This is a genomic window from Pacificibacter marinus, assembly GCF_018860665.1.
GTDB classification, from domain to species: domain Bacteria; phylum Pseudomonadota; class Alphaproteobacteria; order Rhodobacterales; family Rhodobacteraceae; genus Celeribacter; species Celeribacter marinus_A.
Genome location: NZ_JAHKPK010000055.1, coordinates 216659 through 235471 on the forward strand (window position 1 = coordinate 216659; position 18813 = coordinate 235471).

Annotated in this window: 18 protein-coding genes; 12 read left to right on the forward strand and 6 right to left on the reverse strand. The window is 52.7% G+C overall.

Annotated elements, in window-relative coordinates; translation table 11 throughout:
* Positions 1–6: 6 nt before the first annotated feature.
* Both KO497_RS15040 and hrpB read right to left on the reverse strand, forming a co-directional pair.
* The gene (locus tag KO497_RS15040; RefSeq protein WP_215944763.1) at positions 7–603 is read right to left on the reverse strand and encodes a hypothetical protein; all 597 of its coding nucleotides are present in this window, start codon (positions 601–603) and stop codon (positions 7–9) included.
* 105 nt (positions 604–708) lie between these two features.
* Positions 709–3126, reverse strand: a complete 2418-nt coding sequence (gene hrpB / locus KO497_RS15045; RefSeq protein ID WP_215944764.1) for an ATP-dependent helicase HrpB — start codon at positions 3124–3126, stop codon at positions 709–711.
* A gap of 171 nt (positions 3127–3297) precedes the next feature.
* Here hrpB and meaB point away from each other — a divergent pair, with 171 nt between their 5' ends.
* Together meaB and KO497_RS15055 are read left to right on the forward strand one after the other, a co-directional pair.
* The gene (gene meaB, locus KO497_RS15050) at positions 3298–4296 is read left to right on the forward strand and encodes a methylmalonyl Co-A mutase-associated GTPase MeaB (RefSeq protein ID WP_215944765.1); all 999 of its coding nucleotides are present in this window, start codon (positions 3298–3300) and stop codon (positions 4294–4296) included.
* 102 nt (positions 4297–4398) lie between these two features.
* Positions 4399–4707, forward strand: a complete 309-nt coding sequence (locus KO497_RS15055) for a DUF1330 domain-containing protein (RefSeq protein WP_215944766.1) — start codon at positions 4399–4401, stop codon at positions 4705–4707.
* Positions 4708–4787: 80 nt separating this feature from the next.
* On the opposite strand, the gene KO497_RS15060 is transcribed toward KO497_RS15055, so the two are convergent.
* Positions 4788–5438, reverse strand: coding sequence for a PEBP family protein (locus KO497_RS15060; RefSeq protein WP_215944767.1), 651 nt, complete (start codon positions 5436–5438; stop codon positions 4788–4790).
* Positions 5439–5768: 330 nt separating this feature from the next.
* Here KO497_RS15060 and rpmB point away from each other — a divergent pair, with 330 nt between their 5' ends.
* The 7 genes from rpmB to KO497_RS15095 all read left to right on the forward strand — a co-directional run bounded on the left by rpmB (position 5769) and on the right by KO497_RS15095 (position 12235).
* Entirely contained in the window at positions 5769–6056 is a 288-nt protein-coding gene (gene rpmB, locus KO497_RS15065; protein WP_215944768.1) for a 50S ribosomal protein L28, read from the forward strand.
* 166 nt (positions 6057–6222) lie between these two features.
* Positions 6223–6570 (forward strand): hypothetical protein, encoded by a 348-nt coding sequence (locus KO497_RS15070; RefSeq protein WP_215944769.1) that lies wholly within the window; start codon positions 6223–6225, stop codon positions 6568–6570.
* Positions 6571–6617: 47 nt separating this feature from the next.
* On the forward strand, positions 6618–7157 hold the full coding sequence (locus tag KO497_RS15075) for a copper chaperone PCu(A)C (protein WP_215944770.1): 540 nt from the start codon (positions 6618–6620) through the stop codon (positions 7155–7157).
* A 268-nt stretch (positions 7158–7425) separates the two neighbouring features.
* Positions 7426–9006: a sugar ABC transporter ATP-binding protein gene (locus tag KO497_RS15080; RefSeq protein WP_215944771.1), complete on the forward strand. Its 1581-nt coding sequence runs from the start codon at positions 7426–7428 to the stop codon at positions 9004–9006.
* Between the two features lies 1 nt (position 9007).
* Positions 9008–10288, forward strand: coding sequence for an ABC transporter permease (locus KO497_RS15085; protein ID WP_215944772.1), 1281 nt, complete (start codon positions 9008–9010; stop codon positions 10286–10288).
* Positions 10289–10366: 78 nt separating this feature from the next.
* Positions 10367–11335: a substrate-binding domain-containing protein gene (locus KO497_RS15090; RefSeq protein WP_215944773.1), complete on the forward strand. Its 969-nt coding sequence runs from the start codon at positions 10367–10369 to the stop codon at positions 11333–11335.
* A 93-nt stretch (positions 11336–11428) separates the two neighbouring features.
* On the forward strand, positions 11429–12235 hold the full coding sequence (locus tag KO497_RS15095) for an IclR family transcriptional regulator (RefSeq protein WP_215944774.1): 807 nt from the start codon (positions 11429–11431) through the stop codon (positions 12233–12235).
* A 71-nt stretch (positions 12236–12306) separates the two neighbouring features.
* Here the strand turns inward: KO497_RS15095 and KO497_RS15100 are convergent, their stop codons facing one another.
* The 3 genes from KO497_RS15100 to KO497_RS15110 are packed head-to-tail and all read right to left on the reverse strand — an operon-like array spanning position 12307 to position 14087.
* Positions 12307–12993, reverse strand: a complete 687-nt coding sequence (locus tag KO497_RS15100; RefSeq protein ID WP_215944775.1) for an NAD-dependent deacylase — start codon at positions 12991–12993, stop codon at positions 12307–12309.
* Positions 12990–13766 (reverse strand): DUF4336 domain-containing protein, encoded by a 777-nt coding sequence (locus KO497_RS15105; protein ID WP_215944776.1) that lies wholly within the window; start codon positions 13764–13766, stop codon positions 12990–12992. The genes KO497_RS15100 and KO497_RS15105 overlap by 4 nt, the downstream gene beginning before the upstream one ends.
* Positions 13767–14087, reverse strand: coding sequence for a hypothetical protein (locus KO497_RS15110; protein WP_215944777.1), 321 nt, complete (start codon positions 14085–14087; stop codon positions 13767–13769).
* Positions 14088–14527: 440 nt separating this feature from the next.
* Here KO497_RS15110 and KO497_RS15115 point away from each other — a divergent pair, with 440 nt between their 5' ends.
* The 3 genes from KO497_RS15115 to KO497_RS15125 all read left to right on the forward strand — a co-directional run bounded on the left by KO497_RS15115 (position 14528) and on the right by KO497_RS15125 (position 18713).
* On the forward strand, positions 14528–15415 hold the full coding sequence (locus tag KO497_RS15115; RefSeq protein WP_215944778.1) for a hypothetical protein: 888 nt from the start codon (positions 14528–14530) through the stop codon (positions 15413–15415).
* Positions 15416–15535: 120 nt separating this feature from the next.
* Positions 15536–17335, forward strand: a complete 1800-nt coding sequence (gene lepA / locus KO497_RS15120; protein WP_215944779.1) for a translation elongation factor 4 — start codon at positions 15536–15538, stop codon at positions 17333–17335.
* 115 nt (positions 17336–17450) lie between these two features.
* Positions 17451–18713, forward strand: coding sequence for a hypothetical protein (locus KO497_RS15125; RefSeq protein WP_215944780.1), 1263 nt, complete (start codon positions 17451–17453; stop codon positions 18711–18713).
* Positions 18714–18813: the final 100 nt, after the last annotated feature.

Below are 18813 nucleotides of genomic sequence, written 5' to 3' on the forward strand. Positions count from 1 at the left end.
TTGGATTCAAGGATAAATGCGCCTAATTGTGGAGGCTTCCTTTAGGAAACACTCCGCGACTTGTTTAATTCGGCGAACTTCATCCATCAGTAGCTTCATGTTAATTTCCTCGACGCCCGATCGCCCCGCTGACAAGAATGTGTCGTCCGCGATCAAATAAACGCGCTTTGTGAACCAGCTTCGTTTATCAGAGCTAGGTCTATTCAAAAAATCGTAGTCTTGGCGAGAGTCGAAAACACATTCTAGCATTTTAGTCCCACCCGTCTCGATCCACAGGTCAATCCGTTCGTCGAGGTGCTCAACGTTGTTTCTCGCGTTTCTGCTGAAGACTGGTGAGTCTTCTTCTACTTTTAGTAATTTCTTCAGTGAGCTTGCCCTTTCAGCCGAAAGCTGGGATTTATTGGACGGCTTCATAAACTTTGAAATCATCGCCGTATGCGTCAGCGCAGACTGAACGAACGCCCAGACCTCGCGCTTCTTTTGAGTTTCAGGATGCGCCAGCATTTCATGCAGTCGACTGTAGGCTTCAATCGCGAGGTTAGCTTGGACTAGCATTTCCTCGACAAGGAGATTTTTACACGTTGGGGAAATTTTGGTGATCATGTTGATAAACTAACAAACTCTCAAGATGCAAAACACCACAATCTGTATTTTTTCTTTTTATCGGGTCAGATTGCGCAATGCCGCCTCCCCCCCCAAAAAAAAACCTCACGTCCCGCGCCGTTTGGCGCGTAGGGTTGGATCGGCAACTGTCGGGTCTTCTGGCCACGGGTGGCGCGGATATTGCCCGCGCATGTCTTTACGCACATCGGCGTAAGAGGTTTTCCAAAAGTTCGGGATGTCCATCGTGACCTGCATCGGGCGATGCGCAGGCGAGGTCAAAACCACTTTCAGCGGCACATGACGCGGCCCCACAGTGGGATGACGTGTTGTGCCGAACATCTCTTGAATACGCGCTGTGATTTCAGGGTGTTCGCCAGAATAATCGATGGGCAGCTTACGTCCCATGGGGCTGGTAAAAGACCCCGGCACTTCAGTGTCGAGGCGGCTCATCTGTGACCAATCCAACATCGCGCGCAGGGCTTCTGTGGTGTCAAACCCGCGCAATTCGCCTTCGGTTTTGGCCCCTTTGAGATGTGGCAACAACCAGTCTTCCAGTGTGTTCATCAGCGTTTGTTCAGACATATCTGGATAGCCGTCCCCCATGAGTGCCACACGGGCCGCAAAACGTCGCGCAGCAGCAGACCAAGGCAATCCCATTTGGCGTATACCGTCCAAAGCCCCAAGAGCAATCGCCGCACTTGGGGCATCTTTCCACGGGCGATCATCCAAAGTGAGAGCACCAAACATTTCACGCTGCCGCGCCACCACGCGGCCGGCGCGTTTGTCCCAATGACACAGGTCGTGCCACGCGATCTGGTCTCCATAAAGACCACGCAATTCACCGTCGCTCAGCGCTACAGCTTGCCTGATTTTGGCCTCTCGTGGCGCGCCATCGGTATCGGTGATCACAATCAATCGCGTGGCGGCCAGTGCATCGCCGTCATCCATCACAGCGCCTTTGCCGCCCGACATAATATAGCGTGCTTGGTTGCCCTTGCGGCGCAAGCCGATGCGGTCGGGATAGGCCAAAGCAGCCATTTCGCCCAAAGACATCTCGGGGCCTGAGGGCAGGCCTGCACGTAGGCGTTTGGCCTCAAGCTTGATGCGCTCCACAGCACCACGATCCGCACGGGCATCGCGATTTGATAGAGCCGAGAGCCTTAAGGATAAATCCACGCCGACCCCACGCAGTGGGTCACGTTCGTTCAATATTGCCGCCAGATTTGCAGCGTTTTGGCCTGCTTTTTGCAGCATATGTGCAAGACGAGGATGAAGCGGCATGGCGGCGATTTTGCGGCCATGGGCGGTGATACGCTGCGTGGCATCAAGCGCGCCTAACCCGTGCAGCAAAGCGCGGGCCTCGACCAATTGACCCTGCGGCGGCGGGGTTAAAAACGCAAGCTCGGCCTCAGACGCGCCCCAAAGGGCCAGTTCCATCGCCAAGCCGCTGAGGTCTGCGGCCTCGATTTCTGCAGGCGCAAACATCGGCATCGCACCCTCTTCGCCGCGGGTCCACAACCGATAACAGATACCCTCCGAGACACGTCCTGCGCGGCCCTTGCGCTGTTCTGCTTCTGCTTTTGACGCTCGTTCGGTGACGAGGCGCGACATGCCGGAGCTTGGATCAAAGCGCGCCCTCCGCGCCCGTCCGCCATCAACTACGATGCGCACATCTTCGATGGTCAAAGAGGTCTCGGCAATTGACGTCGCCAGCACGATTTTGCGCCCTGTCGTGCAAGGCGCGATGGCAGCCCGCTGGGCTTCGAATTTCATTGCGCCAAACAGGGGTCTGATGGCGCAATCTTTGGGGACACGCCCTGTCAGATGCTGTTCAACCCGACGGATTTCGCCTTCACCAGGTAAAAACACCAAGGCCGAACCGTCTTGCGTGTTCACGGCATCGATGACCAGATCAGCGAGGGCGGCCTCAAAGCGGGTGGTTTTGGGTACGGGCTTGTCCAGCCAAAGGGTCTCAACCGGAAAGGCGCGGCCCTCAGAGGTGACAATCGGCGCACCGCCCAACAGATCGGCAACAGGCCCGGCATCCAAGGTGGCGGACATGACGACCAAGGCCAGATCATCGCGCAGGGCGCCGCGCACTTCGACGATCAAAGCAAGGCCCAGATCGGCATTCAAAGACCGCTCATGGAATTCATCGAAAATGACCGCGCCCACGCCTGAAAGCTCGGGGTCCGATTGTAGCATTCGTGTTAGAATACCCTCGGTTACGACCTCGATACGGGTGTTTTTGTTGGTTTTGTTCTCTCCGCGCATGCGGTAGCCAACGGTCTGCCCAACAGGTTCGCCCAAGGTTTCGGCCATACGTTCAGCGGCCGAGCGGGCGGCCAAGCGGCGCGGCTCTAGCATGATGATTTTGCCGGAAATCACTGGCAACAAGGCCAGCGGCACGCGCGTGGTTTTGCCAGCGCCTGGTGGGGCCATCAGCACAGCTTGGCCTTGTGTTTGCACAGCTTTGACAAGCTCGGGCAAGACGGCATCAATAGGGAGTGTCGTTCGGGTCATGGCTCTTTATGCTGGATTGATTTGCGAAGGGAAAGAGCCGACATGGTGCTTGAGGTTGGCGGGAAGTTTGAACGACTTACCAAATGCCGCAGACGGGCAGTCCTATCTGGACAGCGGGTCGTTATGCGGGGCACACTTGGCAAAATTGCGCGGGGGATGCTGGGTTTCAGAATGGATATTCAAGAATTAGCGACAAATCTTGTGGCGGGAGACAGACGTGCTTTGGCGCGGGCGATCACTTTGGTGGAAAGTGGGCGCGACGATCACCGTGTGCAGGCGCTTGAACTGATGGAATTGGTGCAAAAATCCAAACGCGAGGCCTTGCGTCTTGGACTATCTGGCACGCCCGGTGTCGGCAAATCGACCTTTATCGAGAGCTTTGGCATGATGTTGGTCAAACAGGGGCTGAAGGTCGCTGTTTTGGCAGTTGATCCGTCGTCATCGCGTACTGGTGGATCTATTTTGGGTGATAAAACCCGTATGGAGCTGCTGACGCGGGAAAAAAATGCCTTTATCCGACCGTCGCCATCGCAAACGGAATTGGGCGGCGTGGCGCGGCGCACGCGCGAGGCGACGCTTTTGTGCGAGGCGGCTGGCTATGACGTGGTGCTGATTGAAACAGTGGGCGTGGGGCAATCGGAAACGGTTGTGGCGCAGATGTCGGACCTGTTCTTGCTGCTGCTTGCGCCTGCGGGCGGGGACGAATTGCAGGGTGTCAAACGCGGCATCATGGAAATGGCCGATTTGATTTTGGTCAATAAGGCTGATGGCGATTTGAAAGCCGCCGCACAGCGCACCCGCGCCGATTATGCTGGCGCTTTGCATCTGTTGCGCAGGCGTCCACAAGACCCTGACGGATTTCCCAAAGCGGCGACCGTGTCTGCCATTGAAGAGGCGGGTTTGACCGAGGCTTGGGATGATATGCAAAACCTTGTGAAATGGCGCAAAGCGCAGGGGCATTATGCCCAGACACGCGCGGATCAAGCGCAATATTGGTTTGTGCAAGACATCCGTAATGGGCTGTTGGGGCAGCTGGATCGCGAGCCTTTGAAATCAGCGATCCAAGGCTATGCAGCGCAGGTGTCAAAGGGCGAAATCTCTGCCAGCTTTGCCGCGCAAACGGTTTTGGACGCGCTGAAAGGTTTGCCCGCAAAGGACATGTTGCGTTAACGTGAGTGTGGCGTCCCAGTGATCCTTTGGTTTTAACTGAAATGGTGTGGCCGTTTGTGGCGGCGTGCGCTTATTTCTATACTTTGGAATGTGGAAAAATTTATGTCCGTAAAAGTTATCGCACTTGTGACGATTAACGAAGATGAGCCGATGGCCTTAGCCAGTTACCTTGCAGTAACTGGGCCGTTGCTTGAAGCGGTTGGTGGCAAAATCATTCAACGTTTTACAGTGCAAGAAACTGTTGTGGGCAATAAGCCTGCGCAACATGTGATGATCGTTGATTACCCCAACCGGCAAGCCGTGGACGCCGTGTTTGGCAGTCAGATTTACCAAGACATTGTGCCCATCCGCGACAGAGCCTTTTTGACATATGATGTGTCTGTGGTCTCGATGGAGGTCGATGTCGCGTAAACGAAATGCCTGACTGGCGTTGAGATCTTATGGCTGGAAATCTGCCATGGTGCCTGACCTCAACGCCATTCAATCAGGATTTAGTTGATAACGGCACGGCATAAAACGGTGTTGTCGGTTTCCAAATCTGGCCCCCAGATCAACTGTGCGTTTGCATCCCAAGTGACGCGGTTATAGCCGTCTTTGGGGCTGACATCTCTTTCGGACCACTCCGTTGCACCTTGCCAGTCTGAGGCGTCAAAATCGGCGGTGTCCCACCCTGTTGGCGTGTCTGTTATGTCAAACCCGCAGGCGCCTGATCCGGCCACCGGATTGGCTTCGGATTCGCAGGACTTCTCCAACGGCGCCACATGTGTGACCAAGCACGACCAACTGGCGTCACTTACAGATACGATCTCGCCGCTCGCGTCTTTGATCTGGAAAATGATGCCGCCATCGCCCATCTGCTGACGCCCCGTGCCGATATACTCAAGCCCTGTGTCGTTTTCTTTGAAATCCTTGGCGGTGACGCCGATCACAAATGGGCGTGTGGCCTCGAATGTAAATTGCTCGGCGTTGAACGAGCGTTCCGTGGTGATGGACACCGAATCTTCGGCCACTTGCGTGCCGTTCACCGACATGGAAAACCAATTGTCGGCCCAAACATCGGCGCTAAAGGTTTCGGCACTTGCACCAAATGCGGTGAGGGTGCTCAGAATCGCGGCGGCTGTCGTGATGCGTGTGAAGGTCATGAATCGTCCCCTAATTGTCTATATGCATATATATACGCAGGGCCTGCACAGTTCTGTCGCATAAATTCGGTCAATTGTGCCAAAAGATACAACAGGGCAGGGCTTGCGGGTCTTGACGACTCTTTCGATTCCTCCTATTCACCCAAAACTGAATTTCGGGCACCGTTTTTTTAAACAGGCCCTTGGCTATTGAATTCAGTCTTATTTGTCGGCTTTTGAACACGGGGTCTTGCACCTTTGTCGCCAAACCGTCATACGGGCGCGAATGATATAGACGACGAACAATTTCTAGGACGCGCCGCGTCTTGGTACCTAAACGAGGATGATCCCATGGCACGCCGCTGCGAATTGACTGGTAAAGGCCCAATGTCTGGCAACAATGTCAGCCACGCTAAAAACCGTACCCGCCGCCGTTTTCTTCCGAACCTCAACGACGTGTCGCTGATGTCGGAAGCTCTCGGTCGCACTTTTAAACTGAAAATCTCTGCAGCTGCGCTGCGCTCCGTCGATCACCGTGGTGGTTTTGACGCGTTTATGGCGAAAGCCAAAGACGAAGAGCTCTCTGCAAACGCATTGAAAATCAAAAAAGACATCGCGAAAGCTCAAGCAGCCGCTTAAGCCTTCTCGACAGCCCTGTGTTGGGTGTCTTGACTGATTAAAACCCCGCTGGTTCGCCTCGCGGGGTTTTCTCATATGCTGTTGTCGCAAGCGCTGTTCGGCTTATCGTTCAAATCGCTGCAAAATGTCGCTTTTCAATCCCGCACCTAAGGCGGTATCAAACGACATGCGTTTGTTAAAACCTATATTGGCCTTTGTCTTTGCCGCCGTGATCATCGCCACCTCTGGTGCGATGGCCTCTGCGCGTGGCGTTGCGCGCGATGCCTCTGGCGAGATGGTGTTGTGCGTGGGCACGGGCGCGGTTACGGTTTTGATGGGCGCGGATGGGCAGCCATTGGGTGTCGCGCATTTTTGTCCTGATTGTGCGCTGGCGTCATTGGCTGTGGTGGCCGCAGATGAGGCGGCTCAGCTGCCCTTTGGTATCGTATCTACGGTGCATGCAGCAGCCTACATCGCCCCTACCACGCCCTTTGTGGTGCTGGGGGCCTCGGCGCGCGATCCCCCTGTTGTTTGAATATCTTCTTCATATCTAAAGACAATTTCAAATACCGGGAGGACGCTATGTCCCTTAAATCCACACTTCTGGGCGGTTTTGCCGCCACTTTGTTCGCTTTGCCTGCTTTTGCCGATATCACGATTGAAGACGCCTATGCCCGCTCATCCGGCCCCTCTGCCAAGACAGGTGCCGCGTTTTTCGTGATCAAAAACACCGGCCATGACGAGGATCGTTTGATCGGTGCCACTTCTGATGTGGCCAAATTGGTCGAGTTGCACACGCATATTGAAGCCGACGGCATTATGAAAATGCGCAAAGACGAAGATGGTTTCGAAGTGCCTGCTATGGGCACGCATGCTTTGGAACGTGGCGCTGATCACGTGATGCTCATGGGGCTCAACGGGCCGATGCTGCAAGGCGAGACCTTCGATGTCACACTAACCTTCGAGAAGGCTGGCGAGATCACGGTGACTGTCCCCGTCGATTTGGAGCGCACACCTGAGCACGGCGCGATGGATCATGGTGACATGGGCCACGGTGATATGGACCATAGTGCGATGGGGCACGGTGATATGGATCACAGCGAGATGGATCACGCGAAATAAGCCCTTCAAAATTTTCAAACACTCTGCAACGGCATCCCAATGGGGTGCCGTTTTGCGTTTGAGTTGAAAGGGAGGCTTGGGTGATTGGGGGCGGCCATATTTTATGATGTGCCCTCAATTTCGTTACGTTGACCCCAGTTGACGGGCTGATCCTTGGGCTGGGGATCGGCGCTTGGTGTGCAAGGAGATCTTTTCGATTTACATATGACATGCGTTTCGTATATAAAATGATTGCCAGAAGTGAAACTGGTTGATTTTGGGAGGAATCATGTCGTTGACGACAACATCTGTACTTCGCGAGCAGCGCGTTTCGGGCAGAATCACTGAGATGCGTCTTGATCAGATCGGCATGTCATTCTCTGGAATTTCTGTTTTGCGGGACGTGAATGTGAATTTCACTGGCGGGGAAATTCATACCTTAATGGGAGAAAATGGCGCGGGCAAAAGCACCTTGGTGAAAATCATCAGCGGCGTGCAATGCCCTACCAGCGGATCAATGTATATAGACGGAAAACCTGTCAGTTTTGCCTCTCCGCGTGAGGCTGAAAAACTAGGTATTGTCATTATGCATCAAGAACTTAGTCTCATTCCTGACATGACAGTCGCGGAAAATGTGATGCTGGGTCACGAGCCGTTGAAATTCGGGTTAAAGATTGACCGCGTTAAGTTGCGCGAGACGGCAAAGGCCGCGCTGGCCCGCTTTGGGTTTACGCTGGATGTCGACACACGGGTGCGTGATTTGCGTGTCGGTGAACAACAATTGGTCGAGATCGCCCGCGCTTTGTTGATGGATGCACGCGTTTTGATCATGGATGAGCCGACATCTGCTTTGTCCCAGAACGAAACTGATATTTTAATGGAAGTCGTGCGCGATCTGGCGTTTCAGGGCGTGGCAGTCATCTATATCTCGCACCGGATGGACGAGGTTTTCGAAATCTCGGATCGTGTCACAGTGCTGCGCGATGGCAACCAAATCGGATCGAAACTGGTGTCGGATACGACGCCTGCGGATCTGGTCCATATGATGGTCGGTCGTCCGGTGGATATTCAACCGGTTGTGCGCCAAACCGTTCCAACACAAGTCCCACTGATGCGCGTTAAAGGCCTGACCGTGCGTGCGGCGGGGCGCGAGGTTCTCAGTGATGTGTCTTTCACCTTGCACAAAGGCGAGGTCTTGGGCGTCGGTGGCCTCTTGGGGGCCGGGCGTACAGAGTTGGTCGAAACATTGTTTGGCGCTCGCGGTGGTGCCTATGAGGGCATCATCGAAATTGACGGCGAAATCGTGCGACCGACAACACCCAAAGACGGGGTGGCCCACGGGTTGGCACTGATCACCGAGGATCGCAAAGGCAATGGGTTGATCTTGTCGGATTCAATCGCTGACAACATTGCTCTGCCTTTGATGCCGCTGAAATCGCGGTTTGGTCTGATGTCTAATAAGCTGCGTATGGATCAAAGTTTGTCGACCATAGAGCAGCTGCGCATCGCGGCGAACGGTCCCGACCACATCGTTGGAAAGCTCAGTGGCGGCAACCAACAAAAGGTGGTTTTGGGCAAGTGGTTGGCCACAAATCCGCGCATTTTGCTGCTGGACGAGCCTACCCGTGGCATCGATATCGGCGCCAAAGACGAGATTTACGATCTGGTTGGCAAGCTTGCAGATCAAGGTCTCAGCGTCATTTTCACAAGCTCTGAACTGTCTGAATTTGTTGCCGTTTGCGATCGCGTCATTGTGCTGAGCGAAGGTCACATGGCGGGTGAATTGATGGGCGAGGACATTACAAACAAAGCTGTCAAGGACCTCGCGATGCAGGTTCATACGTCGACAGATCGCACATGGAAAAACTGATATGAGCAAGACCAAAACAAACATGGTATCAAAACCTACGATAAAACATCCAGGTCGCCTGCTTGTCAGGTTGCTGAACCGAACCAAACTGTATTGGGGCCTTGTGGCGCTCATTGTCTTTGGCGCGGTGACCTCGCCTTTGTCATCAAAGGGCAACAATATTTTCATGTCAGTGGGCAACATGACGGATGTGCTGCGGCAAGTGTCCGTGACCGGTATTGTCGCCATCGGCATGACGTTGGTGATTTTCATTGCCGGAATCGATTTGTCCGTTGGCTCCATTATGGCGCTTGGGACGGTGATCTGTGCGATGCTGTTAACCCAAGAAGGCTGGACGGCTGCCAGCGCCTTTGGCGTGCCTGCCGCGGGTGCTGTTTTGTTCATTATTGTCGCGGCGTCTTTTCTGTTCATAAACAAAAATCTGAAATCAGGTGCCCCTGACAAACATAGCAAAGCCTCTTTGGCGATGGGCGGCGGGTTGGCTTTGGCCGTGTCTGCGGCCACGATGATCTGGTTGTCCTCGCAGGTGGATGCCAAATTTGGCGTGATCGCCGTACTGCTTGTGGTGCCCTGCATTGGGGCCGTGATGGGCACACTCAACGGGGCTTTGATCGTTTATGGCCGCTTGCAGCCTTTTATCGTGACGCTTGCCATGATGGTAGGGGCGCTTGGTCTGGCGCGCGTGATCGCAGGGCAAGATACAGCTGTCTATCCTGTCTATACGGGCACAAACGCCACGGAGACTTTTGAGGTTCTACGTGAAATCCTATGGGGATTCTTGCCCGCGCCGGGGTTGATTTTCCTTGGTATTTTGTTGGTGTTCGTGTTGATCACCCGTCTCACAACCTTTGGCAGCTATCTATTGGCCATTGGCGGCAACGAAGAAGCGTCGCGCCTAGCGGGCATCGATGTGGCTCGTATTAAAATCGCAACCTATGCCATTGCCGGCGGATTGTCGGCGCTGGCAGGCGTATTGTATGTCGCGCAATTTCGGCAGGGCAAACCCGACGCGGGGATGGGGCTGGAATTGGACGCCATCGCGGCTGTCGTCATCGGCGGCACCAGTTTAATGGGCGGGCGCGGCGCAGTTATGGGCACATTTGTCGGTGTGCTGATCTTTGGATTTCTCAGCAATATCCTGCAACTCAACAATATCGATAGTAATACACAGCTGATCTTGAAAGGCGGCATCATCATCGCGGCCGTTTTACTGCAAGAAGGTCGGTTTGCTGAAATCTTTGCCATGGCCAAAAGCCGATTAGGGAAAGGGAGGAGGCTCTAACCTCTCATCTGGAAAATCAAAGGTTAGAGCGATCAAAACGTGGATCGTAAGATCCGCATCATGACTAGGGAGTAAACTATGAAAAGAAGAACATTTAGCAAAGGCATTTCGGCACTTGTGTCCGCGACGGCCCTGACAGCTTTGTTCGGTGCAACGCCGACCGTCGCTGAAGACAACTATGTCATCGGATTCTCACAGGTCACGACTGTTGAGCCTTGGCGTGTGCAATTCAACAAAGATTTACGCGCTGAAGCAGAGTTGCACGCCAATGTCGAACTGCTCATGGCTGATGCCAACGACCGGACAGAAGATCAGGTCGCTGATGTTGAAAACTTCATTCGCCAAGAAGTTGACGCCATTTTGATTTCACCCAAAGAATCCGCTGGCCTCACAGGCGTGGTTGAACAAGCGACGGATGCCGGCATTCCTGTGTTTGTGTTGGATCGTAACGTTGACACGGATAAATTCGTTCAGTGGGTCGGTGGCGACAACGTCCTGATCGGCGAAGCGGCTGGTGCGCACGCGCTGGAATTGCTGGGCGGCAAGGGGAATGCCGTAGGGAATATCGTTGAAATCTATGGCGGTTTGGGCATTCAGGCGACCTTTGACCGCTCTGACCCCTTCCACGCTGCGTTTGAGGGTGAAGAGGGCGTGACCTTCTTGCTTGATCGTCAATCTGGTGATTGGAAACAGGATCAGGCCTATGACATCATGTCGACTGCCCTGCGCAATTACGAAGACATTACGCTGGTTTACGGTCACAACGACCCAATGGCCTACGGCGCGTATCTTGCGGCCAAAGACGCTGGTCGTGAAGACGAAATCATCTTCCTCGGTGTTGATGGTTTGCCGGGCGAAGGTGTGTCTTGGGTTGCCAATGGTGAATTGGCGGCGACATTCTTATACCCCACACCAGGGGCAGAAGGTCTGCGACAGGCGTTGTCTTATCTTGCTGGCAATGACGTGCCCAAGCAAGTTGTGTTGGGCACGCAAGCCATCACGCCGGACAATGCTGACGAAATTCTTGTCAAAAATGGCTTAAAGTAAATCAAGCGCCGTGATTGCACTAAGTATTAGACAGTCACGGCAAAAACAACGCGGGGGTTTCGATTCCCGCGTATCTAAATTAAAGGTGTTCTGATGTCAGAGCCTCAGACCAAGTTACAGAAATACTCCGCGCCAGCGCTTGAAAAAGGGCTCGATATTATCGAGTTCTTGTCGCTCACGGACACGCGGCCCAATCTGTCTCAACTTGCCGCTGGCATCGGCCGTTCCAAGAACGAAATCTTTCGCATGATGATTGTTCTCGAAGAACGTGGCTACATTCGTCGTTTCGATGGCGATACTTACGGGTTGACTGATCGTATGGCGCTGGTGGGTGGGGTGCGGTCTGACAACAGTAAACTGTCCGAACTTGCAACGCCGTATCTTGATCGCATGTCAGACCAAATTCAGCTGTCGTCCCATTTCTCCGTCAGCACCGAAACCGGACTTGTGGTGATTGCCAGCACATCTGCCGTTCAAAACTATGGGCTTAGTGTTTTAGTCGGTTACAAGACAAAGCTGTTTGGCACGGCCGCTGGGGCTTGTATGTTGTCGCAGGTGGCCGAGGATGCGCAGCGAACAGATATTTTAACCCGAGCAGGTGCAAAGCTCGACGCAAACGCCAAAGCCGCGTTTGATGAGGCCGTCGCATCATGCCAAACGAATGGTTTTGTCGTTCTGCCCAGCCCAGAGGCCCATGCCATCCTAGAGGTGTCAGCCCCTGTTATACATCCGCCCAGCAACGCAACAATAGGAGCAATGACTGTGCCGATTTTTGGCTCTGACACGCTGGACAACCGCAAAGAGCTTATCGTCAGCGCTTTGCTGGAAACGGTGCGGCAGTTTCAAGACAAAATCGCAATTTCGATGTCAACACCACGTCAAAGCAATCTGTTTATTTGACGATATCTGCTGGTGCTACACTTGCGCAGATTTGTCGCGAGCGGCCTTTGACAATGCTTTGAGCTTTGACGTTACCCTAATATTTCATCCACCCAAGCGGGCACAATCTCGCTGGCCTTGCCTTGGCGCTGCTCATCAAAAGGCGCGTTCGAGGCGTCCAAGTTCAGCTCAAGTGTTTTGATCCCCAAATGCCGCGCCATTTGGCCAAAGCCAGCCGCCGGATAGACCGTGCCAGAAGTGCCAATCGAGACAAACAGATCGCTGTCCTCAATCGCGTCTTGGATCACATCCATGTGGTACGGAATCTCGCCAAACCAGACAATATCGGGGCGCGTATGCTGTTGCCCGCAAGACGGGCAGGGGTCTGTCACCTGCATCTCGCGCGGGGCGGTCCAACGATGCGAACAGGTCGCGCAAAGCGCATCTCTCACCGCGCCGTGCATGTGGATCACCTGTTTCGCGCCGCCGCGTTCCAACAGATCGTCGACGTTCTGCGTGACCAAATACACCGGCGCGCTATGGTTTTTCTGTAGCCTTGCCAATGCTTTATGCGCCGCATTCGGTTGGGCCTCAGCCGCTTGCCTGCGCCGCTCGTTGTAAAACCGTTGCACCAGTTCGGGATCGCGTTCAAACGCTTCTGGCGTGGCCACATCTTCGACGCGGTGATCTTCCCACAGCCCATCTGCGGCACGAAACGTTCGCAAACCGCTTTCCGCCGACAGGCCTGCGCCCGATAAAATAAAGATCGCGCCACTCATAGGTCTTCGCCTTCGTTTTGCGCCGCATCGCCCTGCAACCCCAACCAGCGAAAGGCGCGTTTCAGCTCTGCCGTGCCATCCTCTGTGTACCAGCGCCCGTGCGAAAGGATCACGCGGTCTGGTGCCCAAGAAATCAACTCTTCAATCACTGCGCGGGCTTTGGCCTTGTTCTTAAACGTCATGCGCATGTCCAGCGGCGCTTTGCCGTCTGGGTCCGCATTGCCTGCAATTTTGAACAGCAGAGCTTTGAACTTGCCGACTTTATGTGGCTCGAAGTTTTCGATCAGATCGGTTAAAATCAGCGTGTTTGATAGCTCGTGGTAAAACACCACTTCGTGTAAAAACTTATGCCCATGCACCACCCTCTGGCGGATCGCGCTGGCCCAATCCCAAGGGGCCTCGTCGGTCAAAACCTCATGGGCGGGCACCTTGATGTTGTACTTTTGCGCCCGCGCTTGCACGCCGGGGGCGGCATAAACATCTGCATTGGGAAAGCGCTTTTTCCATGTGGCAAGCGACACGTAATGCAGCGGATTTGGCCCGATCAACCACCGCACGGGGGCCAACTCTTCCAGTTCGACCTGTAATTCCGCATCAATCGCGATGGGCGAATGCACCCATAGACCGACGTTGCGCGTGCCTTTGCCGACACGAATCACGGTCATGCGGGTGGGGAAACCCACGCCGTAGAATTGCACTGGGGGACCATCGGCGATCCAGATTTCGGGGCCAATTTGTTTCAGCGTGCCAAGCGGCTCGTACAGGCTGCTCACCTAGCTGCTACAATGCTGCGCTGCCGTTTCGCCGAAATTCTTGTAACGCTTCCAAAAGGCTTCATTGTGGCTGCCATCCGCTTGGCGCAGCTCTTGGGCTTTATGGGGGTCTTTGAAAAACTTGGCCGCTTTGCGTTGGTCCGCATTTTTCAACGTGAAATCCGCAACTTGCTGGATGCAGCCACATAAAGACCGGTTTGCCGCCTTGCGATCGGAGGCATTACACGCCCGTTCAATCGCGCTGGCCGAGGCCGTCATTGGGATCATCACGGGACCTGAGACCGCGATAGATGCTGCCAGAATAAGCACTGTCTTTTTCATATCTCTGCCTTTCGCCAACACCGCTTCGTCTTATGCGAAATCTGATGTGTGGTTAACCTATAAGGGCAGTATGCCTGAAAGCTGTGGGCATTTCAATTTCGAGTTTAGCCGCATGAACGACAGCAAGCTGAGGATTGCCGATGTTCGGTTGTGTCTTTGTTCTCTTCGTCGATGCAAAGCATCGACACGCGACCGCACGGGTGGGGGCGTGGGGCGTTGAAAAGGTGATGTCGCTATGCGACGAGAGTAATAGAAAGCATTTATAGAAATTTGATGCGCTGATTTTTGGGAGCAAAATTTTGGATGTAGTAATTAAGTTACCTCCGCGGCTAAGTCTCGCCGCTCACGTCTTCGACCTAGGTCTTGAGCGTATTGCAATGGAGGCTGGCGATCAATGTGAGTTTGACATGAGATCATGTCGGTTTGGGGAGCCTTTCGCTATGCTTTTGTTTGCAAAGCAAGCAAAGGAGTTGATCAGAAAACATCCCCAAATAGCGTTTTTTGTTAGAACAACTCAAAGCGATTTCACGCGTTATGCTGGGCACGTTGGATTTTTTAAATTCATCGGGTTTGATTTAGGTAAGGCCCCTAATGAAGCCCATGGTTCACAAAACTATTCGCCAGTGAGGACGTTCAGCTTACCAAAATTGATCAAGCAGGCTGCAGATGAACCTGTTGGGAAGCACTTAACAAAATACTCTTCGGAGCTTGCTGAGGTGCTGTGCCAGAGCAGAGATGGTGCTATATTTGATTTATATGAATACTGTTTCCGTGAAATAATGCGCAATGCAGCTGAACATAGTCGCGGTAATGAACTCGTAGTTTTTGGTCAGCATTGGCCCGCCAAAAGTATTTCCGAAATTGTTGTTTTCGACGACGGGGTTGGTGTTTCAGAAAATCTCTATGAAAATGAATATATTGAATGTGCTACAAATCGAGATGCTCTAAAATTCGCGATTTTACCTGGGATTTCTGGAGTTTCTCGTGACGATAGGATGAATCAAGACGACAAATGGGGAAACTCGGGGTTTGGCCTGTATGTTACGAGCCGTTTTTGTTCTGAAGCAGGACTTTTTAGAATAATTAGTGGAAACTCTGGATTAACTTTGGCTAAAGGGGTGCAAACAGAACATTCATGGTCACATAGTGGTACATGGATTCATTTACGGTTTAGAACCGACCAAGCCGCATCTCAAGTTGAGCGTATCAATGAGATCATTGAAGAAGGTAAATCCGAGTTTAGTGGAATTTTGCGGGAGTTTCCGATTCAGCCATCAGCTGCTTCAAAACTACTTGCCTCACACTTCGAAAAATCTGATTTTGCGTGAACTCCTAGCTTGAGATCGCAAAACCATGAGCTTCCCTCTGTGGGGCTTGCAAATGGTGCGGATTCACCCCATAGAAATCAGCTAAATCTGACGTCCCTCATTTTGCGCTAAAGGCCTGACATGACCGAGCTTAAAAACATCCGCAACTTTTCGATTGTTGCTCATATCGACCACGGCAAATCGACCTTGGCGGATCGGTTGATCCAGTCCACTCACACGGTTGCCGACCGCGATATGAAATCGCAGATGTTGGACAGCATGGACATCGAACGCGAGCGGGGGATCACCATCAAGGCGAACTCTGTGCGTATCGAATACACCGCAGACGATGGCGAACTGTATATTCTCAACCTCATCGACACCCCCGGTCACGTGGATTTCGCGTATGAAGTCTCACGTTCTATGCAGGCGGTTGAGGGGTCTTTGTTGGTCGTGGATGCCTCGCAAGGGGTTGAGGCGCAAACCTTGGCGAATGTCTATCACGCGTTGGATGCGGATCACGAAATCGTGCCTGTGCTCAACAAGGTCGACCTGCCCGCAGCAGACCCCGACCGCGTGCGCCAAAACATCGAAGACGTGATTGGCATCGACGCCTCTGACGCGCTGGAAATTTCCGCCAAGACAGGCATCGGTATTCCGGCCGTTTTGGAAGCCATCGTTCACCGTCTGCCCGCCCCCAAAGGCGACCGCGATGCGCCCCTCAAAGCGATGCTGGTGGACAGTTGGTACGACAGCTATCTCGGCGTTGTGGTGATGATCCGCGTGATCGATGGCACGATCAAAAAGGGCGACAAGATCAAGATGATGCAAACCGGCGCGCAATATGGCGTCGATAAGCTTTCCGTGCTCAAACCCCAGATGGTCGATATCCCCGAACTTGGCCCTGGCGAAATCGGCATTTTTACCGCCTCGATCAAACAGGTGCGCGACACTCGGGTGGGCGATACGATCACCCATGACAAGAAACCCTGCGCCGCCGCCTTGCCGGGCTTTAAACCTGCGCAGCCAGTGGTGTTCTGTGGCCTGTTCCCTGTGGACAGCGCCGAATTCGAAGACCTGCGCAATGCCATCGAAAAGCTGGCGCTGAATGACGCGTCTTTCAGTTCCGAAATGGAAACCTCTGCCGCGCTTGGCTTTGGCTTTCGCTGTGGCTTTCTTGGCCTGTTGCACCTCGAGGTCATCCGCGACCGTCTAGAACGCGAATATGACATTGATCTCATCACCACAGCCCCTTCGGTGATCTATCATGTGCACATGCGTGACGGTTCTATGATCGAGCTGCACAACCCCGCTGACATGCCCGACCTTACCCATGTGGAACATATCGAAGAGCCGCGCATCAAGGCCACGATCATGGTGCCTGATGAATACTTGGGCGATGTGCTGAAACTTTGCCAAGATCGTCGCGGTGTGCAAATCGATCTGACATACGCAGGCACCCGCGCTATGGTTGTCTATGACCTCCCGCTGAATGAAGTGGTGTTCGATTTCTATGATCGTCTAAAATCCGTAACAAAAGGTTACGCCTCTTTCGATTATGTCATGACCGGCTACCAACAAGACGAATTGGTGAAAATGTCCATCCTCGTCAACGATGAACCCGTCGATGCCCTGTCCACCATGGTCCACCGTCACCGCGCCGAAGCGCGTGGACGCGGCATGTGTGAAAAGCTCAAAGAACTCATTCCGCGGCACATGTTCAAAATCCCTATTCAGGCAGCTATCGGCGGCAAAGTCATCGCCCGCGAGACCCTAGCAGCCCTGCGCAAAGACGTGACCGCCAAATGTTACGGCGGCGACGCGACGCGTAAGAAAAAGCTGCTGGAGAAGCAGAAGAAGGGTAAGAAAAAGATGCGCCAATTCGGCCGTGTGGAGATCCCGCAGCAGGCGTTTATTAACGCCTTGAAAATGGACGATTGAACCGCTGCGCGGTTCAATCGATTAAAAAGTTCCGCTTGTGCGGGGCTTACCCGACTGAATTAATGATGGCAAAAAAAAAGTAAATTTTCAAACCCCATAGTTGTGCGAGCGTGTAATGATGGAAAAAATTGATTCAAAGGCACTTACAGAAATTGAGCAGAAGCTGGCGACCTTCTTTGATAATAATCCATGGTCAAAGATCACCTGCGACCAAGGGAAATACGTAGTTGAAGAACCGTGGGGTGATACAACATTAGCTGTATTTATCCCAGAAAGTGATCCAGAAGACGCGTTCGACACCCTCAATAGCATTACTTTACCGCGCGAATTTTCAGCCATTTTTCACAATGAGAGCCAGACTCTTGAGGTCTTGTGGACTTCGCTCAAGCTTGGAGCTGTAGGACGCAGCGTAGCTGAACGTAAATTTGAGATATTCTGGAAGAATAAATACCGTGTTTGTGAATTCAAAGAGTCCTCAAGCGAGTTGAAGATATTTTCGAAAATATGCAGACCAATTCGTGCTGAAAATGATACTAATCACCGAAATATTTTTTCGTTTAACCTTTATAACGAAACTGGGGCGGTAGATTTCTTGGATGTGCCGCGGTCCTTTTTCTTAGATTGTTCTGATCTGGCAGAAGATGAAAGGCTTGAGTTTGTAAGGCACCTAAACGCCTATATGCTTTACTTTGACCGAAAGTCGCCGCGGATATTGATTCACGCTGTTACTCCAACAAAATTCGAGCCTATGCCTCGATCGCCAAATGGCGACTTTCCCGACAAAATTGTTACTCGGAAAATCGATGACAATTTGATTGCGTTGTGGACCGAAGCTTTTAGTGAAGAAGACACATTTATGAAGTTCTTGCTGCTCTACAGGGTGGTGGAGTTTTCTGGATTGGGATACTTTGATGGGGAAACGCTAAAAGCATTTAGGCGCGTTCTGAGCGATCCAGCACTGCCTAGTAAAGTGGATCAGTCAGCGCGTGCGCTTGCAGGTATATTTAACAGCTCCAAGGACATCGATCAGATAGCTCGAATGCAAGCTATGATTGAGGCAAAGGTCGACTTGCAAAAGCTTTGGTGTGTTGTTGAGCCGAACAAAGAAGTTTTTTGCGATGACTTTGTCTTTGATGGCGGCTTCACTTTGAAGCGATTAATCTCTGGTAAATGCGAATTTGAGAACTGGAAGCCCAATGCTGTAAGAAATACATTTGATAGGTTGCGAGGGTTGCGGAACGCCCTGTCTCATGGAGCTGATAACAATAGTAGAGGGACTATTAAGCCATCGCGAGAAAACGCCCAAAACTTATTACCTTGGCTTAACCTCTTGGAAACTATATCCGCGGAAGTTATATTCCTAGACAACGTAGACTGAATTGATTCGGAGTTTTGATCATGAGTGGCACTGAATAATCCTAATTTTATGAAAAGGGGCGCTGTTGCGCCTCTTTTTTTGTGAATATCGTGTTTGCTGC